Source organism: Bradyrhizobium campsiandrae (assembly GCF_014529705.1).
GTDB classification, from domain to species: domain Bacteria; phylum Pseudomonadota; class Alphaproteobacteria; order Rhizobiales; family Xanthobacteraceae; genus Bradyrhizobium; species Bradyrhizobium campsiandrae.
Genome location: NZ_JAANIH010000007.1, coordinates 42,173 through 65,903, shown reverse-complemented (window position 1 = coordinate 65,903; position 23,731 = coordinate 42,173). Strand labels below are relative to the sequence as shown.

The following is a 23,731-nucleotide window of genomic DNA, read 5'->3' as shown; positions in this document are numbered from 1 at the left end:
GCGAAGCAATCCAGACTGTCTCTGCGGAAGCAGTCTGGATTGCTTCGTCACAAGAGTTCCTCGCAATGACGGCCGTGAGACCAAGCCAGGGTATTTCTGATGTCCGCCGCAGCCGCACCGCGCTTTCACCGCCTGGCCGTCAACGACCTCCGCCGTGAGGCGTCGGACGCCGTCTCGATGACCTTCAGCATCCCTCGCGAGCTCACCGGCGACTACGCCTTCACGCCCGGCCAGTACCTGACGCTCCGCACGACGCTCGACGGCGAGGAGGTGCGCCGCTCCTATTCGATCTGCTCCGGCCCTGACGACGGCGAGATCCGCATTGCCGTGAAGAAGGTCGATGGCGGGGCGTTTTCGAGCTGGGCGGCGGACGAGCTGAAGCGCGGCGACGAGCTCGACGTGATGACGCCGACCGGGCGTTTTGGTGTGGTGCCGCCGGCGGAGCGCGCCCGCATCCATGTCGGCTTTGCCGCAGGCTCCGGCATCACGCCGATCCTGTCGATCGTCAAGGGCGTGCTCGCGCGTGAGCCGGACAGCCGCTTCTTCCTGTTCTACGGCAATCGCAGCACCGACAAAATCATGTTCCTGGAAGCGTTGGAGGAGCTGAAGGATCGCTTCATCAACCGCTTTTCGATCTTCCATGTCCTCTCCGGCGAGGAGCAGGACATCCCGATCCTGCATGGCCGGCTGGACGGCGAGAAAGTGAGGGTACTGCTGCGCTCGCTGGTTCCGGCTGCAAGTGTCGATCACGTCTTCATCTGCGGGCCTTCAGGCATGAGTGAGGAGGTCGAGGCGACTTGTCGCGATCTCGGCATCGCGGGCGAGCGCATCCATGTCGAGCGCTTTGTCTCCGAATTCGGCGGCAAGCCGCGGCCGAAGAAGGTCGTAGCGCCCGACGCGCCGCCCAAGGCGATCGCCTCGCTGATCATCGACGGCAAGCGCCGCGACGTGCCGGTCGCGGAGGACGAGGCGATCCTCGATGCTGCGCTGCGCGCCGGCGTCGATCTGCCCTTCGCCTGCAAGGGCGGGATGTGCTCGACCTGCCGCGCCAAGCTGGTCGAGGGCGAAGCGCCGATGGACATCAACTATTCGCTGGAGCCGTGGGAGCTGAAGGCGGGTTTTATCCTGACCTGCCAGGCCAAGCCGTCATCCGAGCGGGTCGTGGTCGACTATGACCATGTCTGATCGGGCGTATTGGAGGCCGTGAATGCAAATGCGTCGCATTATTTGACAGCTTGAGCCAACCAGCAGAACATCCTGCATAAGATCTGGCCGGGAGAAGCGCGTGAACGTCAAAGCCGCCTTGTCGACTGAGGATATTGCCCGCGCCTGCGCCGATGCGATGTGGGCGGAGGACGATGCCTCCAAAGGCCTCGGCATGGAGATCGTCGAGATCGGTCCGGGCTTTGCTACGCTCGCCATGACGGTGCGGCCGGACATGGTCAACGGCCAGCGCATCGCCCATGGCGGATTCATCTTCACGCTCGCCGATTCCGCGTTCGCTTTCGCCTGCAACTCGCACAACGAGCGTGTGGTGGCCGCGCAAGGCCAGATCACCTTCATCAAGCCGGGCAGGCTCGGCGACCGCCTCGTTGCCAAGGCGCGGGAAGTCACGCGAAGCGGTCGCTCCGGCATCTACGACGTGCGCGTGAGCGCAGGCGATACCGTCATCGCGGAATTCCGCGGGCATTCGCGTGTCATTGCCGGCACCTGGCTGCCGGCGCAGGAACAATAAAGATCAACAAAGAAAAAGAACGGATCAATGTGGGGAAACGAGAATGGCTTTAACGAAGCTGAAGGAAGCCGGCAGCGTTTATAGCGCCGAGATGGACGCGCATGAACGCGCGTCGCGTGATGAGATCATGACGCTGCAAAAGCAGCGGCTCGCTTGGTCGCTGAAGCACGCCTATGACAACGTTGCGCATTACCGCAAGGCGTTCGACAGGGCTGGCGTGCATCCGTCCGATTTCCGCGAGCTGTCGGATCTGGCGAAGTTCCCGTTCACCGTGAAGACGGATCTGCGCGATAACTATCCCTTCAGCATGTTCGCCGTGCCCCGCGAAAAGCTGGTGCGCGTGCATGCCTCCTCGGGCACGACGGGCAAGCCGATCGTGGTCGGCTATACGCAGGCCGACATCGACACCTGGTCGGAGGTGATGGCGCGCTCGATCCGCGCCGCCGGCGGCCGCACCGGCATGATCATCCACAATGCTTATGGCTATGGCCTCTTCACCGGGGGGCTTGGCGTCCATTACGGCGCCGAAAAGCTCGGTTGCACGGTGGTGCCGATCTCCGGCGGCATGACCGAGCGGCAGGTGCAGCTCATCAACGATTTTCGCCCCGATATCATCACGGTGACGCCGAGCTACATGCTGGCGATCCTGGATGAGTTCAAGCGCCAGAAGCTCGACCCGCGACAGTGCTCGCTGAAGGTCGGCATCTTCGGCGCCGAGCCCTGGACCAACGCGATGCGGGGCGAGATCGAAGACGCGTTCGACATGGATGCGACCGACATCTACGGCCTGTCCGAAGTGATCGGCCCCGGTGTCGCCCAGGAATGCATCGAGACCAAGGACGGGCTGCACATCTGGGAGGACCATTTCTATCCCGAAGTGATCGACCCCGAGACCGGCGCGGTGCTGCCTGACGGCGAGAAGGGCGAGCTGGTCTTCACCTCGCTCACCAAGGAAGCGTTTCCGGTGATCCGCTATCGCACCCGCGATCTGACGCGGCTGCTGCCGGGCACGGCGCGGCCGGGCATGCGCCGCATGGAGAAGGTGACGGGGCGCTCGGACGACATGATCATCCTGCGCGGCGTCAATCTGTTCCCCACCCAGATCGAGGAGGTGTTGCTCGCGACCGATTGGTGCGGCGGGCACTTCATCCTGGAATTGACCCGCGAAGGCCGCATGGACGAGCTCACCATCGTCGCCGAAGCGCGTTCGGAAAGCTGGGATGGCCGCGGCCTCGTCGACCACGCCGATCGGATCTCGACCCACATCAAGAACACCATCGGCATCAGCGCGAAGGTGCAGATCGTCCCGCCGGACACGCTGGAGCGCTCGCTCGGGAAGGCCAGGCGGCTCTACGACAAGCGGCCCAAGGATTGACTCTCTCTCTCTCCTCATGGTGAGGAGCGCCGAAGGCGCGTCTCGAACCATACAGGCCCGATGGTGCAGCGCGGGCCTTCACCCTTCGAGACGCCTGCTGCGCAGGCTCCTCGGGATGAGGGGAGGCAGGTTGACTTGGGTCTCCTCAAAGGCGACAAGGCCCGCGAGAAATCGCGGGTCTTGTCCATGTCGCCAGTCGAAACCACAACCGTCGAGGCGCGCTGCGTTCGCCTCAATGCCAAGGCCGAAAACGCCGCTTCCATTGCCCCGACCGTCGAACGTCGGACCCTTACGCGCGGTCCCAACGATCTCCTGATCGAGGTGAAGGCGGCCGCCGTCAATCCGTCCGACGTCAAGGCCGCGACGGGGCTGATGCCCTACGCCGTGTTCCCGCGGACGCCCGGCCGCGACTATGCCGGCGTGGTGATCGAAGGGCCCGCCGGCACGATCGGTCGCGAGGTGTTCGGCTCGTCCGGCGATCTCGGCATTCGCCGCGACGGCACCCATGCCAGCCATCTCGTCGTCGAAGCCGACGCGGTCGTTGAAAAGCCGAAGACAGTGTCATGGGAGGAAGCTGCCGGCATTGGCGTGCCCTTCGTCACCGCGATGGAGGGCTTTCGTCGTGCCGGGATTCCGAAGGCGAGCGAAACGGTGCTGGTGTTCGGCGTCAACGGCAAGGTTGGCCAGGCCGCGGTGCAGATCGCGACCTGGCAAGGCGCGCGCGTCGTCGGCGTGGTGCGCAAGGCGGAGGCCTATGAAGGCCATGCCAACGCGCCCATCGAGGTGATCGATGCCTCCACCACCGATGTCGCCACGCGCGTGCGCGAATTGTCCGGCGGCAGGGGCGCCGACATCGTCTTCAACACCGTGGGCGATCCCTACTTCCAGGCGGCGCACAAATCGCTTGCGCTCCGCGGCCGCCAGATCCTGATCGCGGCGATCGACCGCATCGTGCAGTTCAACATCCTCGAGTTCTATCGGGGCCAGCACACCTATGTCGGCATCGACACGCTCGGCCTGTCTTCGGCCGCGACCGCCACGGTGCTGCGCGATCTCGGTCCGGGATTTGCGAGCGGCCATTTGAAGCCGTTCCCGATCAAGGCGAATGCGATCTATCCGCTGGAGCGCGCGAAGGAGGCCTATGTCGCGGTCGCCGGCTCGTCGCGGGACCGCGTGATCCTGCGGCCTTGATCATGGAGCAGACCCGGCTCGTCATCCTGGCCGGCCTCGTCATCGGCCTCGTCTACGGCTCCGTCGGTCTGCTCAGCGGCTTTTGCCTGATGAGCAGCCTGCGAGGCTGGCTGGTGGAGGGCGACGGGCGACTGGTGCGGAGCTATGCGCTGGCGATTGCGGTTGCGATCGCGGCGAGCCAGTTCCTCGCCGGCACGGGCATGGTTGATCTCGGCAAATCGATCTATCTGCAACCGACCATCTCGGCGCCGGTGCTGTTCCTGGGCGGGCTCCTGTTCGGCTACGGCATGGTGCTGTCGAACGGCTGCGGCTCACGCGCGCTGGTGCTGCTCGGGCGCGGCAATCTCCGTTCCTTCGTCGTCGTGATCGTACTGGCCATTGTCGCACAGATGACGCTCAAGGGCCTGATCGCGCCGGCCCGCATCGCGCTGGTTCAGGCATCGCAAGCCACCGTGTCCGCCAATTCGCTGCCGTTGCTGCTGACGAGGTCCGGTGCTGCCGATGCCGTGTCGCGCATGCTGGCTGCCGCCGCGATCGTCCTGGCGCTGATCCTGTTCGCCTTCGCACATCCGGCGTTCCGCCGCTCGCCGGGGCAGATCGCGAGCGGCGCCATCATCGGTCTTCTCGTCGCCGCCGGCTGGTTCGCCACCGGCTATCTCGGCGCTGACGACTTCAATCCCGTGCCGGTCACATCGCTGACCTTCATCGCGCCGATCGCCGATAGTCTGCAATACGCGATGCTCTCGACCGGCTTGACGCTCAATTTCGGCATCGCGACGGTTGGCGGCGTGTTCGCCGGCAGTCTGGTCACGGCACTCATCACGGGGCGCTTCAAGCTCGAAGGCTATTCCTCGCCACGTCATATGCTGCGTTCGGCGGCCGGCGCGGCGCTGATGGGCATCGGCGGTGTGATGGCGTTCGGCTGCTCGATCGGGCAGGGGCTCACCGGCGTGTCGACGCTTGCGCTGGGCTCGTTCATCGCAGTCGCCGGCATTCTGCTCGGCACGACGGCAGGCCTGCGCGGTGCATTACGGGTTCAGCCGCTCGCGGCGACCTGACGGCGCACGAGCCGGTCGCCCAGCGTCGCAAGCCCGATGCCGGCAACGATCAATCCGGCCGCAACGGCAAGGCTGATGTCGATGGGCTCACCGAGCAGGATCGCAGCACTGGCGATCCCGACCAGCGGCGTTCCGGTGGTGCCGAGCGAGGTCGTCAGCGCCGAAATGCTCTTGTTGACCATCGACATCGCCCAATAGGCCAGCGCCGTCCCGATCAGGCCGGAATACAGGAACAGCAGCACGAGCTTCCACGACCATTCCGTGTGTGGCAGGCCATCGGTGATTGTGGCGCTGACCGTCAGGATGATCGTCGCGACGAGCACCTGCCAGATCAGCAATTGGAGCGGGGAGGCTATCCAGCGATGCGCGCGGATATAGATGATGTTCGCGGCCCAGGAGATCGCGGCGAGGATCACCATGCCGGCGCCGAGCAGGACGTTGCTGTTGGCCCAGTCGATGGACGTCGGGTTCAGGATCACGGCAAGGCCGATCAGTCCGAGCAGGGCACCGGCGAGCTTTGGTGCCGTCAGCCTATCCTTGCCGAGCAAGGGCGCGGCGATCGCGACCCACAGCGGCGTGGTGTAGCCGAGCACGATGGCCTTGCCCGCGGGCAGGAAGCGGACGCCGGCTGCGACGAGCACGGAGAATATCGTCATGTGCAGCAGCGCGACGCTCAGGATCACCGGAATGTCGCGCCGCTCGGGGATCACCAGATTGTTGCTGAGGCCAAGGATCACGAACAATCCGGCCAGCGCGATCCAGCTCCGGATCGCGGATGTCCACAGCGGCGGCAGGAATTGAACGAGCTGCTTCGTCACCGACCAGTTCACGCCCCAGGCGAGCACGACGATGAGGAACAGGCCGACGGCAGCGCGGGGGGAGAGGGAAGAGTTCATCGCAAGGTCCTTGAAGCAGTCCGATGCGGTGGATAGCATCCGAGCTGGAACCTGAAAAAGTGCCAGATCGGAGAAGAATAGGGTGCCAGTTTCGAGCGACATGATCTCGGGCCTGATCGACCTGAACCGGGCCGACGATGAGGGGCTGGTGACGCAGCTGACGGGGCAGCTGCGAAGCCTGATCGCGGCCGGTCGCCTGACCCAAGGCCGCGCGCTGCCGTCGAGCCGCCAGCTCGCGAGCGATCTCGGCGTCTCGCGCAACACCGTCACTTATGCGTTCGAGCAGCTTGCCGCCGAGGGATATCTCGAGGCATCGCACGGCCGTCGTCCGGTGGTGACGGGGGGCGAGCCGTTCGAAGCGGCAGGTGCTGCCGCAACCGGCGCCCGCTCCGTCAAGCCGCAGCTCTCGCCTTGGGCCGCGAAGCTCGGGCAGACCGACTGGCCGATGTCCTATCAGGCGCCGCTCAAGCCGTTGCGGCCGGGGCATGGCGATGCAAGGGAGTTTCCGAACGAGATCTGGGCGCGCTGCCTGCGCCGCAGCGCCGTCCGCGCCGCCAGGCGCGAGCTTGGTCCGGTCAACCGGACACGCCTGCGCGAGGCGCTGGCGCATTACCTGGCGACCAGCCGAGGCGTTCGCGCCACGGCCGACCAGATCATGATCCTGCCGAGCGCACAGGCCGCCTTGACGCTGATCGCTTCTGCTCTCATCGCGCCGGGCGACGAGGTCTGGGTCGAGGATCCCGGCTATCCCGGCGCCGCGGCCGCCTTCCGTGCCTCCGGCGCGCGCGTCACCGGCATGAGGCTGGACCAGCAGGGCATGCAGCGGATGCCGGGGATGGCCGCACCCAAGCTCATCTTCATGACGCCCTCGCATCAGCATCCGACCGGACGGCTGATGTCGCTTGCGCGTCGGACCGAATTTCTTCGGCTCAGCCGGCCCGGCGAGACCTGGATCGTCGAGGACGATTACGACGGTGAATTCCACTACGACAGCCGACCCGTGCCGGCCTTGCAGGGATTGGACGGTCACGGTCGCGTGCTCTATGTCGGCACCTTCTCGAAGGCGATGACCTCGGATATCCGGCTCGGCTATCTCGTCGTGCCACCGGCGCTGGTCGGCACATTCGAGATCGCGCAGCGGCACATCGGCCTGATCGCGTCCAGCCACATTCAGGAGGCGCTCGCCGAGTTCATCTCGGGCGGACACTTCCTCGCGCATCTGCGCCGGGTGCGCCGGCTCTATCACGCACGCCGCGATCATCTCGCGGCGGGACTGGCGCGTCATCTCGGCGAGGTGCTGTCGGTCGAGGTGCCCTCGGGCGGGATCCAGCTCGTTGCCCGCCTCAAGCGCGGGCGCGTCGATCAGGCGGCTGTGAAGCGGCTGGCCGAGGCCGGTGTCGAAACGCGAGCCTTGTCGAGCCTGGCGCTGGGCAAGCCGCGGGATCACGGCCTGCTGCTCGGCTTTGCGGCCTGGCGCGACAGCGAGATCAGCGCCGCGCTGCGAACGATGGTGTCGTGCTTCTAGCGCGCTAGTCCACGGCCTTGGTGACGATGCGGATCTCCGAGGTCAGCGTCCGGTGCACCGGGCATTTGTCGGCGATCTCCATCAGCTTCTTGCGCTGCTCGGCATCGAGCGCGCCGTCGATGGCGATGTCGCGCTCGATCTGGTCGAGCATGCCGTCGCGCGTTTCGCATTCCGCGCAGTCCTTGGCGTAGATCTTGGAATGTTTCAGCGTGACGGTGACGCGATCGAGCGGCAGCGATTTTCGATCGGCATAGAGGCGCATGGTCATGGAGGTGCAAGCGCCCAAACCTGCGAGCAGGAAATCGTAGGGGCCGGGACCTGCATCCTCGCCGCCGGCAGCTTTCGGCTCGTCCGCGACCAGGCGATGCGGGCCGACGGTGATGGTTTGGTTGAACTTGCTCTTGCGGGTCTCCTGGACCACGACCTTTCGCGGTTCCTCGGCGAGGTCCATCGCCTTTCCAGGCTTTGCCGTGTCGATGTAGCGGCTGGCCCAGACCGCGATCATGTCGGCGGCGTAGAGGGCATCGGCCGGCTTGCTGAGCAGATGATCGGCGTGGTCGAGCGAGACGAAGCTCTTCGGGTGTTTTGCCGACACGAAGATCCTGGTGGCGTTGTCGATGCCGACGGTGTCGTCGACCGGCGACTGCATGATCAGAAGCGCCTTGTGCAGGCCGGTGACGTCCTTCATCAATTCGTGCTCGGCGATGTCGTCGAGGAATTCGCGCTTGATCCGGAACGGGCGGCCTGCGAGCAGGACCTCGACTTCACCCTGCGTGCGGATGTTGTCGATGTGCTCCTTGAACAAGCCGGTGACGTGGGCAGGGTCGGACGGCGCTGCGATGGTCACGACCGCCGCGGCTTCCGGAATCTTCCCGGCTGCGGCGAGGATCGCCGCGCCGCCGAGGCTGTGGCCGATCAGTAGCGACGGCGGCTTGCGGGTGGCGCGCAGATGATCGGCCGCGTGGACGAGATCGGCGACATTGGAGGAAAATGTCGAGTTGGCAAAATCGCCTTCGCTGGAGCCGAGCCCGGTGAAGTCGAAGCGCAGCACCGCGATGCCCTTGGCGGCCAGCGCGACCGAGATGCGCTTGGCGGCCAGCGTGTCCTTGCCGCAGGTGAAACAGTGCGCCAACAGCGCGTAGGCCGCAGGCTCGCCGTCCGGCAACTCGATCGCGGCGGCGAGCTGATGACCGCCTTCGCCGCTGAATTGAAAGCGTTCCGTCGGCATGGGCTTTCCCCCGTTCTGGCTGATCCTAGTCGTCCGAGTAGCGCTGCTCTTTCCAGGGATCGCCGCGGTTATGATAGCCGCGAACTTCCCAGAAACCCGGCGCGTCCTCGCTCACGAATTCGACGGCCTGGAGCCATTTGGCGCTCTTCCAGAAATACAGGTGCGGTACGACCAGCCGCACCGGGCCGCCGTGCTCCTCGGTCAGTGGCTGACCCGACCAGCTATGGGCGAGCAGGGCGTCCTCGGCGGCAAAGTCTTCCAGCGCGAGGTTGGTGGTGTAGCCGTCATAGGAGTGCAGCACGACGAAACGCGCATCGTCGCGCGGCTGGCAGGCCGCGAGCAGCTCGCGCGTTGCGAGCCCTTCCCATTCATTGTCGTAACGCGACCAGGTCGTCACGCAATGGATATCGGAGATGAATTTGTCCTGCTTCTGCGCGGCGAACTCTGCAAACGTCCAGAACACCGGCTTCTCGATGGCGCCGTAGACGTCCAGCCGCCAACGCTCGCGCGACACTGGTGGCAATACGCCGAGATCGAGCACGGGCCAGTCCTTGGTGAGATGCTGGCCGGGCGGCAGACGCTGGTCGTCCGGACGCGCGATCTTGCCGGTGAGAAAACGGCCCTCGCGGGCCCATTTCTCCTTGGTCCGTGTCAGCTTGCTGTCGGATGGTGTTTCGTCGGCCATGATCTCCTCGCAACTGGACTACTCGTGGCGATGCATTGCGGAAGCGTGCTTGGTGTCGCGCATGGTGGAATAGATGATCAGCGACAGGCAGATGATTCCGGCGAGATAATAATAGAACCAGTTCTCGTGCCCGATGGACTTGAAATAGAGCGCGATGGCCGGCGCGGTGCCGCCGAAGATCGAGACGGTGATGGCGTAGGGCAGGCCGACGCCGAGTGCGCGGACATTGGTCGGGAACAGCTCGGCCTTCACCACCGCGTTGATCGACGTATAGCCGGCGACGAACAGCCAGGCGCAGCAGATTAGAACGAAGGCCATGAACGGCGACGTGGTTTCCTTCAGCGTCATCAGCAGCGGCACGGTTGCGAGCGTGCCGGCGACGCCGAAGAAAATCAATAGCGGCTTGCGGCCGATCTTGTCGGAAATCGCGCCGTAGATCGGCTGCAGGATGGTTGCGAAGATGAGCGTGCCGAAGATCACGAAGGTGGTCTGATCCTCGGTCAGGCCCACCGAGAGCTTGACGAAGGTCTGCATGTAGGTGGTGAAGGTGTAGAAAGCCGCTGTGCCGCCCGCCGTGAGGCCGACCACCAGCAGCAGTTCGCGCGGATAGCGTAGGAGATTGGTGATCGAGCCTGATGGCTTCACCACCTTCTTGGCTTCCTCGAATGCTTCTGTCTCGTGCAGATTGCGCCGCATCACCGCCGCAAAGATCGCGAGCGCCGCGCCGATCGCGAACGGAATCCGCCAGCCCCAGGCCTTGAGCTCGTCGGGCGTCAGGAAGACCTTCTGCAGGAGCAGCAGCACGATGATCGCGGTGAGCTGGCCGCCGATCAGCGTGACATACTGGAAGCTGGAATAGAAGCCGCGATGCCTGGGATCGGCGACCTCGCTCAGGTAAGTCGCGCTGGCGCCGTATTCGCCACCCAGGCTCAGGCCCTCGATCACGCGGGCGAGCGCGAGGATCACCGGCGCGGCAAAGCCGATCGTGGCATAGGTCGGCGTCAGCGCGATGATCAGCGAGCCGAAGCACATGAACACGACCGACAGCGTCAGCGAGATGCGGCGGCCGAAATGGTCCGCGAGATAACCGAAGAACCAGCCGCCGAGGGGGCGCATCAGAAAGGTCGCGGCGAACACCACGGCGGCGTTCAACTGCTGCACCACAGGGTCGTTGCCGGGGAAAAAGGCGGGCGCGAAATAGAGGGCGAAGGCCGTATAGGCGTAGAAATCGTACCACTCGACGAGGTTGCCGACGGAGCCGATGAAGATTGCCTTGATCCGCCGCTCGGCGTCGGCGATGTCGAAGTGCTCGGAGGCCGGTCGGGTTGCTTGCTCTGTCACGTCCGGCCTCTCCTTGGGTCTTGGAAAGGCCTACATCGCCTTTCCAAGCAGAAATGGCAACTGGCGGGGGCCTCTCACCGTACCCTGCGACCAGGTCACGGTGCCTGCCGGATCGAGCCGGAAGTCTGGAATTCGCTTCAGCCATTCCTCCAGCGCAACCTGCATTTCCATCCGCGCCAGGTTGGAACCGACGCAGCGGTGGATGCCGAGGCCGAAGGCGGCATGCCGGTTCTCGCGGCGATCGATCACGACCTTGTCAGCGTCCGGAAACATCTTCGGGTCCCGATTGGCGGCCGGGAAGGACAACAGCACCATGTTCCCCGCTTTGACCGGGCAGCCCGAGACCGTGGTCTCCTTGACCACTTCGCGCGCCATCGTCACCGGCGAATAGGCGCGGAGCAACTCCTCCACGGCGGTCGGCATCAATTCGGGTTCGGCGATCAGGCGTTCGCGGTCGGCCGGGGTCCGGGCGAGATGCCAGAGCGAGGAACCGATCGCGCTCCAGGTGGTGTCGATGCCGGCGATCAGAAGCAGACGCAGCGAGCCCAGGACATGCGACTCCTCCAGCGGCTGTCCTTCCTTGTCCTTGGCATTCATCAGATAGGAAATGAGGTCGCCGGTCGGCTTCGACCGGCGCGCCTCGATATGGCCCATGAAATAGGCGCTCATCTCCTGCACGGCTTGGAGCACCTTGCTCTCGTCCTTGATGCCGAGCTCCAGGATCATGTGGATCCAGTTGATGAAGAGATCGCTGTCGCTCTCGGGAATGCCGAGCATGTGCGCGATCGCTTGAACCGGGATGTATTTGCTGTAGCGCGCAGCGGCGTCGACCTTGCCGTCGGCGATGAAGCCATCGATCAGCTCGTTGCAGATCGCGCGCATCCGCGGCTCCAGCTTCTTCATCGCATCAGGCGTGAAGGGCGGCAGCAGCAACTGCTTGGCCGGCTTGTGCACCGGCGGATCGGAGGTGATTGGAGGGGCCGCGTTCCTGGCGATCTCGGGCCGGACGTCGCGCACGATGATGCGGCGCGACGAAAAATGCTCGGTGTCGTTGGCGATCTCGCGCACCGCTTCATAGGTCGTCGGCATGTAGCAGCCGAGAAATCGGTCGGTATGGACGACCGGGCTCGCGGCGCGCAGTTCATCCCAGATCGGAAACGGATCTTCCGTCCATTGCGGATCGGTGTGGTCGAAATCGTTGACCCAGTCGCTCACGGGCGGATGGGCGGCAGGCTGGCTGACGTCGGACATGGCAGGAAAATCCCTTGAATATCCTTGGGTCTCGTTTTCGCTGAAGGCACGTAGGGCATGCGAGGCAGAGACGCGCTACTCCTCGATCACGTCGATCGCGATTTCCGGGCAATTGGATTTGGCAAGCCAGGCCTTGTCTTCGAGGCCCGGCGGAACCGTGCCGTCGCCGGCCTCGTGAGCGTTGCCGTATTCGTCGAGCTCGAACAGTTCCGGTGCCAGGGCCTTGCAGCGCGCGTGGCCTTGGCATTTGTCGGGATCGACGTGAACTCTCAATCGCTCTGCCATGGCAGCTTCCTCGGTCGTATGCGCGGGCCGGAAAGGCGGCACGCGTCCCCACATGAATTTTATCCGCAGCATTCGCCGCGAGCTTTAAGTTATAGCCTATTACATTCGCGGCGGGCTTCCCCTGTCAAGCGCAAACTTATAGGCTCGGTGGTAACATGCGCTCACAACTCGCTCGCAAGCCCGAGAACACGTACCACCATGGCGATCTTCGCGACGCCCTGGTCAAGGCCGCGTTGCGCGAGGCGGAGCAGGGCGGGGCCGAGGCGATCAGCATCAAGGCGCTGGCCAAGCAGCTCGGCGTCTCTCAGCCGGCGCCCTACCGCCATTTCGCCGACCGCGAGGCGTTGCTGGCCGCGGTGACGGCGGAGGCATTTCGGCAGTTCACCGTCATGCTGCGGGAGGCGATGGCGAAACCGTCGAAGCAATCGAAATTGTCGCGGCTGGCGCAGGCGACGCTCGATTTCGGACTGCGGCGCAACGGCATCTATCGCCTGATGTTTGCGTCCCGCACCGTCTCCTGTGCGGCCAAGGGCAGCGAACTGCACGAGGCCACGCGCGAGACGTTCGATCTCGTGATCGAGGCGCTGGAAGCGCCTGCGGTCGGTTATTTGCGCGAGCGGCAGGCGCTCAAGATCTGGGCCGCGCTGCACGGCGTCGTGATGCTGGCCGAGCAGGGTCTTCTCACCGGCGAGGCGGCGCACGCGACGCGCGAGGAGTTGGTCGAGGACTTTGTGAGCGAAACGAAGGCCGCGCTCGCCGTTGCGATCAAGGACGCTCAGCGTCGCAAGAGGGCAGGCGCTTAAGCCTTGGCTTTCAGCAGCCTCATCAGCTTCTCGACCGCACTGTCCGGCGTGGTGACGACGGGCCGCCCGGTGGCTGCCGCGACCAGCGGCGCGGTCGAGGCGATGCTGAACTGGGCCAGGGCAACGACGTCGCAATCGCGCAGATCTTTCGACGCTTCGACGATCAGCCGGTCATGCGTGGTGCGGTCGCCGCGGTCGAGTGCCGCCAGCGCGCCCTCGGCAAGTTTCGGCACGATCTGAACGGAGGCCGGAAACTCCGGTGGCATCGAGACCAGCGTCGGAGGAAATGTCGAGAGCAGGCCGATACGCTTGCCCATCGTCACCGCCCGCTCGATCATGGCCTCGTTGGGCTTCAGCACCGGCATCGGCACATGTGCCCGCGCGACGGCCTCGATGCAGGGGCCGAAGGCCGAGCAGGTGAACAGGATCGCGGTCGCTCCAGTTGCGGCCGCATAATCGCCGAGCGCGAGGAAGCGATCGGTCATGGCATCGTTGAGCGCGCCGTCGCGCGCCAGATCCGCCGACAGGCTGTCGTCGAGCAGGTTCATCAGCCGCGCCTGCGGCCACGCCGTCGCGAACGCTGCCTCGATCGGGGCGATGGAATGCTTGAGGGCGTGGATCAGGGCGATGCGAGGAGATGTCGTCATTGAAATGTGGTTACTCGGGCCTGGTGCCCCGGACGCAGCGCAATGCGAAGTATTGCGCTGCAGAGCCGGGGCCCATTGTAGCTGCTGGGTCCCGGCTCTGCGCAGCGGCGTTGCACGCCGCAGCGCGTCCGGGACATGAGAGCTGTTTACTTGAACGGCACCGCGTACATCAAGCCGCCCTTGCTCCAGAGGCCGTTGAGGCCACGCTCGAGCTTGAGCGGGCTCGCCTTGCCGACATTGCGCTCGTAGATCTCGCCGTAATTGCCGGTGGCCTTGATTGCGGTGACCAGCCATTTGTTGTCGAGGCCGAGCCGCGAGCCGAGATCGCCGGAGGCGCCCAGAAGGCGCTGGATCGCGGGCGTCTGCGACTTCGTCATTTCGTCGACATTGGCCTGGGTCACGCCGAGCTCTTCGGCTTCGACCAGGCCGTAGTGCAACCAGGTGATGATGTCGCTCCAGACCTCATCGCCGTTGCGGGTGAAGGGCCCGAGCGGCTCCTTGCTGATGGTCTGCGGCAGCACGACGTAGTCGGCCGGGTTGGGCGCTGCGGTCGTGACGGCACCGGCGAGCGCCGAGGCGTCCTGTGTCATGGCGTCGCAGCGGCCGCCGAAGAAGGTCTGGTACATGGTGTCGACGCGATCGAACACCAGCGGCTTCCAGTCGATGCCATTGGCACGGCCGTAATCGCCGAGCGTCACTTCGTGGGTGGTGCCCTGCGCGACGCAGACGGTCGCGCCCTTGAGGTCCCCGATGTCCTTGACGCCGAGATCCTTCTTCACGACAAAGCCCTGGCCGTCGTAGAAATTGATCGGACCCTGGCGCAGGCCGAGCGTTACGCCGCGCAAGTAGGTTTGCGTCGAGTTGCGGTAAAGCACGTCGATCTCGCCGGATTGCAACGCGGTGAAGCGGTTCTGCGCGGTCAGCGAAACATAGCGCACCTTGCTGGGATCACCCAACACGCCGGCTGCAAGCGCACGACAGTAATCGACGTCGAGGCCCTTGTAGTTGCCCTGCGAGTCCGGCGCCGAGAAACCGGCAAAGCCGGCGCTGACGCCGCAGACCAGCGTGCCGCGGCTCTTCACCGTGTCGAGCGTCGCCGCTTGGGCGACCGTCGCCGATGCCGCGAGCACGCTCGCCGCGATAATCACTTTCCTCATCATGCACCTCTCCCCTCAGTGATTGACACTACGCAACACGTTGTCGACGGCTCCGCCGAGCTTGTCGACGATCTGATCGATCTCATCAGCGGACGCGATATAGGGCGGCGCCAGCAGCACATGGTCGCCGCGGACGCCGTCCACGGTGCCGCCGCCGGGGTAGCAGCCGAGGCCATTGGCGAACGCTTCCGCCTTGATCTTGTGGTGCAGCTTGAGCGCCGGATCGAACGGGGTGCGGGTGGCGCGATCGGCGACGAGCTCGATGGCCCAGAACAGGCCGCGTCCCCTGATATCACCGACATGGCGGTGATTGCCGAAGCGCTCGGTGAGCCGCTGCTCGAGCTGCCTGCCGCGCTGCTTCACTTGCTCGAGCAGATTGCCCTCGCGGATCACGTCCTGCACCGCGAGCGCCGCCGCGCAGGCGAGGGGATGCGCGAGATAAGTGTGGCCGTGCTGGAACGCGCCCGAGCCGGAACGGATGGTGTCGATGATCTTGCCGCTCGCGAGCATGGCCCCGATCGGCTGATAGCCGCCGCCGAGCCCCTTGGCGATGGCCTGGATGTCAGGCGCGATGCCTTCCTGTTCCCAGGCATGCGTCGTGCCGGTCCGGCCCATGCCGCACATGACCTCGTCGAGGATGAGAAGGGCGCCGTGCCGGTCGCAGATCTCGCGTACGGCCCTGAAGTAGCCGTCCGGCGCAGTCACCGCGCCGGCCGTTGCGCCAACCACGGGTTCGGCCAGGAACGCGGCGACAGTGTCGGGCCCGAGGCGCTGAAACTCGGCTTCGAGCTCGGCCGCCAGGCGCGCCACGAATTGCGCGTCGGATTCACCATCGTGCTTCTCGTGATAGGCGAAGGCCGGCGTCACATGGCTGAATGCGGTCGAGAGTAACGGCGCATAGGGGGCGCGGCGCCAGGCATTGCCGCCGGCAGCGAGGGCGCCGAGCGTGTTGCCGTGATAGCTCTGACGTCGCGCGATGAAATGCTGCCGCTGCGGCTCGCCGCGCTCGATGAAGTACTGCCGCGCAAGCTTGATGCTGGCCTCGATCGCCTCCGATCCGCCGCTGACGAAATAGGCGTAGGCAAGGCCGCCCGGCTCGTGCCCGACCAGCGTCTCCGCGAGCGCCTCGGCCGGTTCGGACGAGAAGAAGGCGGTGTGGGCATAGGCCAGCGTCGAGGCTTGTTTGGCGATCGCCGCGATGACGCGGGGATGCTGATGGCCGAGGCAGGACACCGCGGCGCCGCCGGACGCGTCGATCACGCGCCGCCCGTCCTCGGCGATGAGATAGACGCCTTCGCCGCCGATCGCCTTTGGCGGTGTCTCACGCAGCGAGCGATGCAGCACGCGGCTGGTGCGGGGGCTCATGGGCTAACCTTTCTCTGCAACGTAGGTGGAGGCGGCGGCGAGCCGCGCCTCGGTCTCTTCCAGGCGCTTCTTTGCGGCCGTGCCGCCGAGCGAGAACGTCACCGCGGCCAGCGATTGCGCGATCGCCAGCGCGCCGGTGAGGCTCGGAAAGAAGCCGGGCGAGGAGGCCGCTTCGAACAGCAGGACATGGTCTGCGCCCTCGGCCATGGGCGCGGCAATACTGTCCGCAACGGCGATCAGCGTGGCGCCGGCGCCATAGGCGGCCTGCGCCACGCGGACGCTGGCATTGGTATAGGGCATGAAGCCGATGACGATGACGGCTTCGCCGGGGCGGAAAGCCCCGAGATCGAGATCTTCCGGGCCGGACACGCCGACAAGCTGAACCTGTTCGGGACGGAATAGCCGCAGCTCATAGTTCAGGAGTTCCGCGACGCTGCGGCAGCTGCGATAACCCGCAATCCAGATCCGTTTGGCGTCGTGCAGGGCGCGTGCCGCGTCCGCGATCGCGTGGGCGGAAATGCGCGGCAGGCCGGCGGCCTCGGCTTCGAGCTTGTCGGTGATGAGTGCGACATCGGCATTCGGACCTTCGCGGCGGCTCCTGGCGCGGCCGGAGAAGGGGGATGCCGGCGATGGCCGCCGTGCCTCGGTCAGCGCGGCACGCAAGGCGTCCCAGCCGGAATAGCCGATCGCTTTCGCAAGGCGCGTGAATGCGGCGGGATCGGCGCCAGCTTCGGCGGCGAGATCGCGCATGGAGCGGGTGGTGGCGTCGTAATCATTGGCCGCAACGAAACGTCCGACCTCCTGCAAGCGCAGGGGAAGCGATGGCAACGCAATGCGGAGTTCGCTCAAGGGCGAGGATTTCGCTGACACGACCATGAAACATTTGTTGCACGAATCAGAATTCGGTGCAACAATTGATGCGCGCCGCCGGAAATCGCTGTCGTCGGGAAGGGTTTTTGCGCTGTGACCTCAGATCATCCCAGGCCGCCGCCGCGCCGCAGCTCGTTCGGCGCGCTCGGCCCGAATGAGTTGAAGGGCCTGTTCTGGCAGGTGCTGGTGGTCGGCATTGCGCTCGCCGTCATCGTCTTTCTCTGGTCCAACACCGTCACCAACCTCTCCGCCCGCCGCATCGCCACCGGCTTTGCCTTTCTCGGCCGCGAGGCCGGCATGCCGATTGCCGACAGCCTGCTCGCGTATCATCCGAGAAACAGCTACCTCTGGGCCTTCGTCGTCGGCATCGCCAACACCCTGCGCGTCGCGGTGATCGGCATCGTGCTTGCGACCATTCTGGGGACGTTGATCGGCATCTCCAGGCTGTCGGCGAACTGGCTGTTGTCGCGGCTCGCCGCGCTCTATGTCGAAGTCCTGCGTGACATCCCGCTGCTGCTGCAACTGCTGTTCTGGTACGTGCTGATGCAGGGGCTGCCGGCCGCGCGCGCGGCGTGGCGGCCGGTCGAGGGCGTGTTCCTCTCCAATCGCGGCCTGATCCTGCCGGCGATCCCGTTCGGGCCGCCGCAACTCTCGGTGCTCGGCACGGCCGTGCTGGGCTGCGCGGCGTCCTATGCCATTCGGCGATGGCTGGTCGCGCAGCAGATGCGGGACGGCAAGCCGCGAGCGGCGTGGCCCTTTGCGCTCGGGCTCGTTGTCGTGCTGCCGGTCGTCGTGTCACTGCTGCTCGGCGCGTCCTGGACGATCGAATGGCCGCAACTGCGCGGCTTCAACTTCGTCGGCGGGCTGACGCTCGCGCCGGAATATTTTGCGCTGCTGATTGCGCTCGTCTCCTATACTTCGGCCTTCATCGCCGAGATCGTGCGCAGCGGCATCCAGTCAGTGCCGCGCGGGCAGTGGGATGCCGCCAGCGCGCTCGGCCTGCGCCGCAGCTTCATGCTGCGGCAGATCATCCTACCGCAGGCGTTACGCGTGATCGTGCCGCCGATGACGAGCCAATACCTGAATCTGACCAAGAACTCCTCGCTCGCGGTGGCGATCGGCTACCAGGACTTGGTCTCTGTCGCCAACACCACGCTGAACCAGACCGGGCAGGCGATCGAGGTGATCTCGCTGATCATGGCGGTCTTCCTCACCATCAGCCTTTCCATCAGCCTCTTCATGAACTGGTACAATGCGCGCATCGCGCTGGCGGAGCGCCGAGCATGACTGTTATCGCCGACATGCCGGACCTGCCGCGCGCCGCCCGGCGCCCGCAGATCGGCAATCCGGCATTGCGCTGGCTTCGCACCAATCTGTTCTCGTCGATTCCCAATTGCATTCTGACGGCTGCGCTGCTTGCCGTGCTGGCAAAAGGTGTGATCAGCTTCGTGCAGTGGGGGATCGCCAATGCGGTCTGGCTGACGCCGGCGGGCGATTCCAGTGCCTGCAAGGCGGTGCGCGGCGTAGGCGCCTGCTGGGCCATCATTCCGGAGAAGTACCGCTTCATCCTGTTCGGGACCTATCCGTTCGACGAGCAATGGCGGCCTGCGCTGTCCGTCCTGCTCTTCATCACGCTGTTCTATCTCTCCACCCGCCGCGCATTTTGGCGGCGCGAACTCGCCTTCCTTTGGATCGGCGTACTCGCGCTGATCAGCGTGCTGATGTGGGGCGGCGTGTTCGGGCTGTCCTTCGTCTCGCAGGACCGCTGGGGTGGCCTGCCGGTGACGCTGATCCTGGCAACGTTCGGATTGGCATTCGGCTTCCCGCTCGGCATCCTCGTCGCGCTTGGCCGGCGCTCAAAACTGCCGGCGATCCGCCTGCTCTCCGTGCTCTATGTCGAGTTGATCCGCGGCGTGCCGCTGGTGAGCCTGCTGTTCATGGCGAGCGTGATGTTCCCGCTGTTCATGCCCAGCGGATTCAACATCGACAAACTGTTGCGGGCGCAGATCGCGATCATTCTGTTTGCGGGCGCCTATCTTGCCGAGGTGATCCGCGGCGGTCTGCAGGCCGTGCCGCGCGGGCAGTATGAGGCTGCCGATGCGCTGGGGCTGTCCTACTGGCGCAAGCACCGCCTCGTCGTCCTGCCGCAGGCGATCCGCCACGTCATCCCGCCGCTGGTGAACACCTTCATCGCGTTCTTCAAGGACACCAGCCTCGTGCTGATCATCGGCATCTTCGACCTGCTGACGACCGCCAAGACCGCGATCATCGATCCGGCCTGGCAGCAGTTTTCGGTCGAGGTCTATATCTTCGTTGCCGCGATCTACTTTGTGTTTTGCTTCGCGATGTCGCGTTACAGTCGTAGCCTGGAGGCGCATACGGCCTCGAGGTGACCTTCGATCACGAAATGCTTATGCCGCACTTCTAGCGCGTGTCCGGATTTTGACTGGGAATCCCACGTTGCGAAGCCCACCTGCATATTGCTGGTGGCACTCAATAAGAGGCACGTCACATCATGATCAAGTCTGTTCTCATCGCGTCGGCGATGCTGGTCGCACTTTGCTCCGCGGCATCTGCCCAGGATGCCATGAATTACCGGCACGCCGCTTCCGCGGGTGCGATGCAGCTATCGGAAACGCATCGGAACTCTTTCGCCTTTGCTCCGATGGAGGAGGCCGGCGCGCATCAATATCACGGCGGACCGAAAGCGAACGACTAGGACCTGACCCGCGCACGGCGGGGGGCGGGCAAGTCCCCGCCGGTGCGGCCTGCTGCCTTACGCCTTCACCCTGGGATCGATCGGTGTGTTGCCGCGCAGACCCAGAATATCCTCCAGCACCTTGGCGCCGGCGATCACCTGCGCGTCGGCGCGCGGCGCGCCGACGACCTGCACGCCGACCGGCAGGCCTGAGGCGGTGAAGCCGCAGGGCAGCGACAGCGACGGGCAGCAGGCCAGCGTGATGGCGTAGACGATGCCGAGCCATTCGACGTAGTTCTCGAACCTCTTGCCGGCGCATTCGGCGACATAGCGGTGCTCGATCGGGAACGGCGGGACGATCGTGGTCGGTGTCAGCAACAGATCATAGGTCTTGAAGAACGCGATCGCGCGCGCGGTCATGCCGACGCGCTGGGCTTCGGCGCGGGCGAGCTGATCGACCGTCAGTTTGAGGCCCTCTTCGATGTTCCAGATCACCTCGGGCTTGAGCAGGTCGCGCTTGGTGCGCAGCAGATTGGCCTTGGTGATCGCGAAGTCGAAGGCGCGCAGCACATGGAAACATTCATGCGCCTCGCGCCAGTCCGGATGCGCTTCTTCGACAATGACGCCGGCCTCCGCAAAACGCTCGGCGGCCTTGCGGGTGATCGCCTTGACCTCGGGATCAATGGGGGTGATGCCGAGATCCGGCGAATAGGCGATGCGCTTCGGCTTCCTGCCGGACTGGGCCGCTGACAGGAAAGAGACTGTCGGCGCCGGTAGCGACAGCGGATCGTCGGCGTAGTCGCCGCTCATGGCGTCGAGCAGCAGCGCGAGGTCCTCGACATTGCGGGCCATCGGCCCGACCACGCCGAGATTGCGATCGATGCCCGACTTGGGGGTATGGGCGACGCGGCCGATGCTTGGGCGCATGCCGACGACGCCGCAGAAGGCCGCGGGGCTGCGCAAGGAGCCGCCCATGTCGGAGCCCTGCGCGAGCCAGGCCATGCCGGTGGCCAGCGCGACAGCGGCGCCGCCGGAGGAGCCGGCCGCCGACTTGGATGTATCCCAGGGATTGAGCGTCGCGCCGAACACTTCGTTGAAGGTGTTGGCGCCGGCGCCGAATTCCGGCGTGTTGGACTTGGCGTAGACGACCGCGCCATTGGCCTCGAGGTTCTCGACCATGAGGTCGGACGTCGCTGGAATGTTATCCTTGAAGATCGGAGAGCCCTGGGTATTCAGCACGCCCGCGACATCGGTGAGGTCCTTGATCGGCACCGGCAGGCCGGCGAGCAGCCCGCGCGCGCCGGCCGGCTTCCGCATCAGCGCCTTCGCGTGCGTCCGCGCGCGATCGAAGCACAGCGTCGGCAGCGCATTGACCTTGCCGTCGACCTCCTTGACGCGCTTCTCCACCACATCCAGCAGCTCGAGCGGAGAGACGTCGCCGGAGCGCAAGATGTCGACGACGGTGCAGGCGGTTTCGCGGATCAGGTCTTGAGACAATTATTTTACTCCTGTGCGTCTTGATTCGTCATTGCGAGCGCAGCGAAGCAATCCGGACTGCTACCCGCGGCTGCATTCCTGGATTGTTTCGCTGCGCTCGCAAAGACGTTGAGAGAACTAACCCCACCCGGCGCTGATGCCGCCGTCCACCGTATAGATCACGCCGGACGTATAGCCGGCACGATCCGACGCCAGGAATGCCATGAGGTCGCCGATCTCGCGCGCATGCGCGGGACGGCCGAGCGGCAGGCCTTTCTGGAATTCCTTGTAGCGGTTCTCGTCGCCGAACTGGTGCTTGGCCCGCGTCTTCAGCAGCGTGACGTGACGGTCGGTGCCGACGGGGCCGGGATTGATGCCGACCACGCGGATGTTGTCGGCGAGACTTTTTCCCCCGAGCGCGCGGGTGAAGGCCATCAACGCGGCATTGCCGGCGCTGCCGCAGATGTAATTGGCGTCGAACTTCTCGCCGGCAGCCCCGATGTCGTTGACGATGACGCCGCCGCCTTTGGCCTTCATCTGCGCGTAGATCTGCCGCGTCAGGTTGATATAGCCGAACACCTTCAAGTCCCACGCGTGCCGCCAAGCCGCTTCGTCGATCTTGTCGATGGAGCCGCCGGGGATGTCACCGGCATTGTTGACGAGCACGTCGATGTCGGCGGCTTCCCTGGCGAGCCGGGCCAGGTCCTCGGGCTTGCGCAAATCCACGACGCTTGTCGCTGCGTCGATCTGGTGCGCCGAACGCAGGCGATCGGCCAGCGCCTTGAGCTGGTCGCCGCTGCGGGCGGCGAGCAGGAGATGCGCGCCTTCCTCGGCGAATGCTTCGGCAGCGGCTGCGCCGATGCCCTTGGACGCGCCCGTGATCAGGACACGCTTGCCACGCAGATGCAGATCCATGGGAGTTACTCGCAGGATGGGGACAGGATGAAATCAGTAGGCGCTCGGTCGCGCCATGGTCAACATTGCAGTGCAGCGTTGCACTGCCGCTGACTTTGGTCCATTGCAATGCGATCGAAAGGCGGCGACTGCCGGACCAACCAAGGACGTTCTCGATGAGCAAGAAACAATACCGGATCGCGGTCATCCCCGGCGATGGCATCGGCAAGGAGGTCATGCCGGAGGGCCAGCGTGTTTTGGAGGCAGCCGCCAAGAAGCACGGCGTGTCGCTGCATTTCGATCATTTCGACTTCTCGTCCTGGGACTATTACGAGAAGCACGGCCAGATGATGCCCGATGACTGGAAGGACAAGATCGGCAAGCACGATGCGATCTATTTCGGCGCGGTCGGCTGGCCGGCGAAAATTCCGGATCACGTCTCGCTGTGGGGCTCGCTGATCAAGTTCCGCCGCGAGTTCGACCAGTATGTCAATCTCCGCCCGGTTCGGCTGATGCCCGGCGTGCCGTCGCCGCTGGCGGGCCGCAAGCCCGGCGACATCGACTTCTGGGTGGTGCGCGAGAACACCGAAGGTGAATATTCCTCGGTCGGCGGCCGTATGTTCCCGGACACCGATCGCGAATTCGTGACGCAGCAGACGGTGATGACCCGCACCGGCGTCGACCGCATTCTGAAGTTCGCTTTCGAGCTCGCGCAGTCGCGGCCGAAGAAGCATCTGACCTCGGCGACGAAGTCGAACGGCATCTCCATCACCATGCCCTATTGGGACGAGCGCGTGGAGGCGATGGCCAAGACATTCCCGGGCGTGAGGTGGGACAAGTACCACATCGACATTCTCACCGCGAACTTCGTGCTGCATCCCGATTGGTTCGACGTCGTGGTCGGCTCGAATCTGTTCGGCGACATCCTCTCCGATCTCGGCCCGGCCTGCACCGGCACCATCGGCATCGCGCCGTCGGGCAACATCAACCCCGAAGGCAATTTCCCGTCGGTGTTCGAGCCGGTGCACGGCTCGGCGCCCGATATCGCGGGGCAGGGCATCGCCAACCCGATCGGCATGATCTGGTCGGGCGCGATGATGCTCGAACATCTCGGCGAGAAGGACGCCGGCCAGTCGATCGTCGAGGCGATCGAGCGCACGCTCGCCGAGCGTACGCTGCGGACGAAGGATCTTGGTGGCAACGCCGACACCACGGCTTGTGGCAAGGCCGTTGCGGATATGGTGGATTGAG

General features: G+C 65.0%; 22 protein-coding genes. 10 read left to right on the top strand and 12 right to left on the bottom strand.

Features of this window, described 5'->3' with window-relative positions:
- The first annotated feature begins 99 nt into the window (after window positions 1–99).
- The 5 genes from paaE to G8O24_RS07055 all read left to right on the top strand — a co-directional run bounded on the left by paaE (window position 100) and on the right by G8O24_RS07055 (window position 5,359).
- The gene (gene paaE, locus G8O24_RS07075; protein WP_188097806.1) at window positions 100–1,185 is read left to right on the top strand and encodes a 1,2-phenylacetyl-CoA epoxidase subunit PaaE; all 1,086 of its coding nucleotides are present in this window, start codon (window positions 100–102) and stop codon (window positions 1,183–1,185) included.
- A gap of 100 nt (window positions 1,186–1,285) precedes the next feature.
- Complete coding sequence (paaI, locus tag G8O24_RS07070) at window positions 1,286–1,735, top strand: hydroxyphenylacetyl-CoA thioesterase PaaI (protein ID WP_188097804.1); 450 nt, start codon at window positions 1,286–1,288, stop codon at window positions 1,733–1,735.
- A 43-nt stretch (window positions 1,736–1,778) separates the two neighbouring features.
- A complete protein-coding gene (paaK, locus tag G8O24_RS07065; protein ID WP_188097803.1) occupies window positions 1,779–3,110 on the top strand; it encodes a phenylacetate--CoA ligase PaaK in 1,332 nt (443 codons plus the stop codon).
- 186 nt (window positions 3,111–3,296) lie between these two features.
- A complete protein-coding gene (locus tag G8O24_RS07060) occupies window positions 3,297–4,301 on the top strand; it encodes a quinone oxidoreductase family protein (protein ID WP_188097801.1) in 1,005 nt (334 codons plus the stop codon).
- A gap of 2 nt (window positions 4,302–4,303) precedes the next feature.
- Window positions 4,304–5,359 carry a YeeE/YedE family protein gene (locus G8O24_RS07055; RefSeq protein ID WP_188097799.1) on the top strand — a complete coding sequence of 352 codons (1,056 nt, stop codon included), beginning with the start codon at window positions 4,304–4,306 and terminating at the stop codon, window positions 5,357–5,359.
- On the opposite strand, the gene G8O24_RS07050 is transcribed toward G8O24_RS07055, so the two are convergent.
- Entirely contained in the window at window positions 5,338–6,255 is a 918-nt protein-coding gene (locus G8O24_RS07050) for a DMT family transporter (protein ID WP_188097797.1), read from the bottom strand. The genes G8O24_RS07055 and G8O24_RS07050 overlap by 22 nt on opposite strands.
- 100 nt (window positions 6,256–6,355) lie before the next feature.
- Here G8O24_RS07050 and pdxR point away from each other — a divergent pair, with 100 nt between their 5' ends.
- Entirely contained in the window at window positions 6,356–7,780 is a 1,425-nt protein-coding gene (pdxR, locus tag G8O24_RS07045) for a MocR-like pyridoxine biosynthesis transcription factor PdxR (RefSeq protein WP_188098021.1), read from the top strand.
- Between the two features lie 4 nt (window positions 7,781–7,784).
- On the opposite strand, the gene G8O24_RS07040 is transcribed toward pdxR, so the two are convergent.
- From G8O24_RS07040 to G8O24_RS07020, 5 genes are all read right to left on the bottom strand, one after another.
- Window positions 7,785–9,008 carry a bifunctional alpha/beta hydrolase/OsmC family protein gene (locus tag G8O24_RS07040; protein WP_188097795.1) on the bottom strand — a complete coding sequence of 408 codons (1,224 nt, stop codon included), beginning with the start codon at window positions 9,006–9,008 and terminating at the stop codon, window positions 7,785–7,787.
- Window positions 9,009–9,033: 25 nt separating this feature from the next.
- Complete coding sequence (locus tag G8O24_RS07035; RefSeq protein WP_188097793.1) at window positions 9,034–9,693, bottom strand: sulfite oxidase-like oxidoreductase; 660 nt, start codon at window positions 9,691–9,693, stop codon at window positions 9,034–9,036.
- 18 nt (window positions 9,694–9,711) lie between these two features.
- On the bottom strand, window positions 9,712–11,034 hold the full coding sequence (locus tag G8O24_RS07030; RefSeq protein WP_188097791.1) for an MFS transporter: 1,323 nt from the start codon (window positions 11,032–11,034) through the stop codon (window positions 9,712–9,714).
- Between the two features lie 30 nt (window positions 11,035–11,064).
- Window positions 11,065–12,285 carry a cytochrome P450 gene (locus G8O24_RS07025; protein WP_188097789.1) on the bottom strand — a complete coding sequence of 407 codons (1,221 nt, stop codon included), beginning with the start codon at window positions 12,283–12,285 and terminating at the stop codon, window positions 11,065–11,067.
- A 75-nt stretch (window positions 12,286–12,360) separates the two neighbouring features.
- Entirely contained in the window at window positions 12,361–12,570 is a 210-nt protein-coding gene (locus tag G8O24_RS07020) for a ferredoxin (RefSeq protein ID WP_148774408.1), read from the bottom strand.
- Window positions 12,571–12,725: 155 nt separating this feature from the next.
- Here G8O24_RS07020 and G8O24_RS07015 point away from each other — a divergent pair, with 155 nt between their 5' ends.
- Window positions 12,726–13,373, top strand: a complete 648-nt coding sequence (locus tag G8O24_RS07015; protein WP_188097787.1) for a TetR/AcrR family transcriptional regulator — start codon at window positions 12,726–12,728, stop codon at window positions 13,371–13,373.
- Here the strand turns inward: G8O24_RS07015 and G8O24_RS07010 are convergent.
- From G8O24_RS07010 to G8O24_RS06995, 4 genes are all read right to left on the bottom strand, one after another.
- A complete protein-coding gene (locus G8O24_RS07010; protein ID WP_188097786.1) occupies window positions 13,370–14,020 on the bottom strand; it encodes an aspartate/glutamate racemase family protein in 651 nt (216 codons plus the stop codon). The genes G8O24_RS07015 and G8O24_RS07010 overlap by 4 nt on opposite strands.
- Before the next feature lie 146 nt (window positions 14,021–14,166).
- Window positions 14,167–15,180, bottom strand: a complete 1,014-nt coding sequence (locus tag G8O24_RS07005) for an amino acid ABC transporter substrate-binding protein (RefSeq protein ID WP_188097783.1) — start codon at window positions 15,178–15,180, stop codon at window positions 14,167–14,169.
- Window positions 15,181–15,192: 12 nt separating this feature from the next.
- Complete coding sequence (locus G8O24_RS07000) at window positions 15,193–16,542, bottom strand: aspartate aminotransferase family protein (RefSeq protein ID WP_188097781.1); 1,350 nt, start codon at window positions 16,540–16,542, stop codon at window positions 15,193–15,195.
- 3 nt (window positions 16,543–16,545) lie between these two features.
- Complete coding sequence (locus G8O24_RS06995; protein WP_188097779.1) at window positions 16,546–17,418, bottom strand: MurR/RpiR family transcriptional regulator; 873 nt, start codon at window positions 17,416–17,418, stop codon at window positions 16,546–16,548.
- 87 nt (window positions 17,419–17,505) lie between these two features.
- On the opposite strand from G8O24_RS06995, the gene G8O24_RS06990 reads away from it, so the two are divergent.
- Both G8O24_RS06990 and G8O24_RS06985 read left to right on the top strand, forming a co-directional pair.
- The gene (locus G8O24_RS06990) at window positions 17,506–18,699 is read left to right on the top strand and encodes an amino acid ABC transporter permease (RefSeq protein WP_188097777.1); all 1,194 of its coding nucleotides are present in this window, start codon (window positions 17,506–17,508) and stop codon (window positions 18,697–18,699) included.
- Window positions 18,696–19,805 carry an amino acid ABC transporter permease gene (locus tag G8O24_RS06985; protein WP_188097775.1) on the top strand — a complete coding sequence of 370 codons (1,110 nt, stop codon included), beginning with the start codon at window positions 18,696–18,698 and terminating at the stop codon, window positions 19,803–19,805. The genes G8O24_RS06990 and G8O24_RS06985 overlap by 4 nt, the downstream gene beginning before the upstream one ends.
- A 383-nt stretch (window positions 19,806–20,188) precedes the next feature.
- Here the strand turns inward: G8O24_RS06985 and G8O24_RS06980 are convergent, their stop codons facing one another.
- Together G8O24_RS06980 and G8O24_RS06975 are read right to left on the bottom strand one after the other, a co-directional pair.
- A complete protein-coding gene (locus G8O24_RS06980) occupies window positions 20,189–21,607 on the bottom strand; it encodes an amidase (RefSeq protein ID WP_188097773.1) in 1,419 nt (472 codons plus the stop codon).
- A 117-nt stretch (window positions 21,608–21,724) separates the two neighbouring features.
- Window positions 21,725–22,501, bottom strand: a complete 777-nt coding sequence (locus G8O24_RS06975) for an SDR family oxidoreductase (protein WP_188097770.1) — start codon at window positions 22,499–22,501, stop codon at window positions 21,725–21,727.
- Between the two features lie 155 nt (window positions 22,502–22,656).
- On the opposite strand from G8O24_RS06975, the gene G8O24_RS06970 reads away from it, so the two are divergent.
- The gene (locus G8O24_RS06970; protein WP_188097768.1) at window positions 22,657–23,730 is read left to right on the top strand and encodes a tartrate dehydrogenase; all 1,074 of its coding nucleotides are present in this window, start codon (window positions 22,657–22,659) and stop codon (window positions 23,728–23,730) included.
- Window position 23,731: the final 1 nt, after the last annotated feature.

What these genes read in the sequence shown, in the direction of transcription:
- G8O24_RS07035 (WP_188097793.1), bottom strand. Translation starts at nt 9,693, where the DNA reads ATGGCCGACGAAACACCATCCGACAGCAAGCTGACACGGACCAAGGAG.
- G8O24_RS07010 (WP_188097786.1), bottom strand. Translation starts at nt 14,020, where the DNA reads ATGACGACATCTCCTCGCATCGCCCTGATCCACGCCCTCAAGCATTCC.
- G8O24_RS06995 (WP_188097779.1), bottom strand. Translation starts at nt 17,418, where the DNA reads ATGGTCGTGTCAGCGAAATCCTCGCCCTTGAGCGAACTCCGCATTGCG.
- G8O24_RS07015 (WP_188097787.1), top strand. Translation starts at nt 12,726, where the DNA reads ATGCGCTCACAACTCGCTCGCAAGCCCGAGAACACGTACCACCATGGC.
- G8O24_RS07040 (WP_188097795.1), bottom strand. Translation starts at nt 9,008, where the DNA reads ATGCCGACGGAACGCTTTCAATTCAGCGGCGAAGGCGGTCATCAGCTC.
- G8O24_RS07020 (WP_148774408.1), bottom strand. Translation starts at nt 12,570, where the DNA reads ATGGCAGAGCGATTGAGAGTTCACGTCGATCCCGACAAATGCCAAGGC.
- G8O24_RS06975 (WP_188097770.1), bottom strand. Translation starts at nt 22,501, where the DNA reads ATGGATCTGCATCTGCGTGGCAAGCGTGTCCTGATCACGGGCGCGTCC.
- G8O24_RS07060 (WP_188097801.1), top strand. Translation starts at nt 3,297, where the DNA reads ATGTCGCCAGTCGAAACCACAACCGTCGAGGCGCGCTGCGTTCGCCTC.
- G8O24_RS07025 (WP_188097789.1), bottom strand. Translation starts at nt 12,285, where the DNA reads ATGTCCGACGTCAGCCAGCCTGCCGCCCATCCGCCCGTGAGCGACTGG.
- G8O24_RS06970 (WP_188097768.1), top strand. Translation starts at nt 22,657, where the DNA reads ATGAGCAAGAAACAATACCGGATCGCGGTCATCCCCGGCGATGGCATC.
- G8O24_RS07055 (WP_188097799.1), top strand. Translation starts at nt 4,304, where the DNA reads ATGGAGCAGACCCGGCTCGTCATCCTGGCCGGCCTCGTCATCGGCCTC.
- pdxR (WP_188098021.1), top strand. Translation starts at nt 6,356, where the DNA reads ATGATCTCGGGCCTGATCGACCTGAACCGGGCCGACGATGAGGGGCTG.
- G8O24_RS06985 (WP_188097775.1), top strand. Translation starts at nt 18,696, where the DNA reads ATGACTGTTATCGCCGACATGCCGGACCTGCCGCGCGCCGCCCGGCGC.
- paaK (WP_188097803.1), top strand. Translation starts at nt 1,779, where the DNA reads ATGGCTTTAACGAAGCTGAAGGAAGCCGGCAGCGTTTATAGCGCCGAG.
- paaE (WP_188097806.1), top strand. Translation starts at nt 100, where the DNA reads ATGTCCGCCGCAGCCGCACCGCGCTTTCACCGCCTGGCCGTCAACGAC.
- G8O24_RS07050 (WP_188097797.1), bottom strand. Translation starts at nt 6,255, where the DNA reads ATGAACTCTTCCCTCTCCCCCCGCGCTGCCGTCGGCCTGTTCCTCATC.
- G8O24_RS07000 (WP_188097781.1), bottom strand. Translation starts at nt 16,542, where the DNA reads ATGAGCCCCCGCACCAGCCGCGTGCTGCATCGCTCGCTGCGTGAGACA.
- G8O24_RS07005 (WP_188097783.1), bottom strand. Translation starts at nt 15,180, where the DNA reads ATGATGAGGAAAGTGATTATCGCGGCGAGCGTGCTCGCGGCATCGGCG.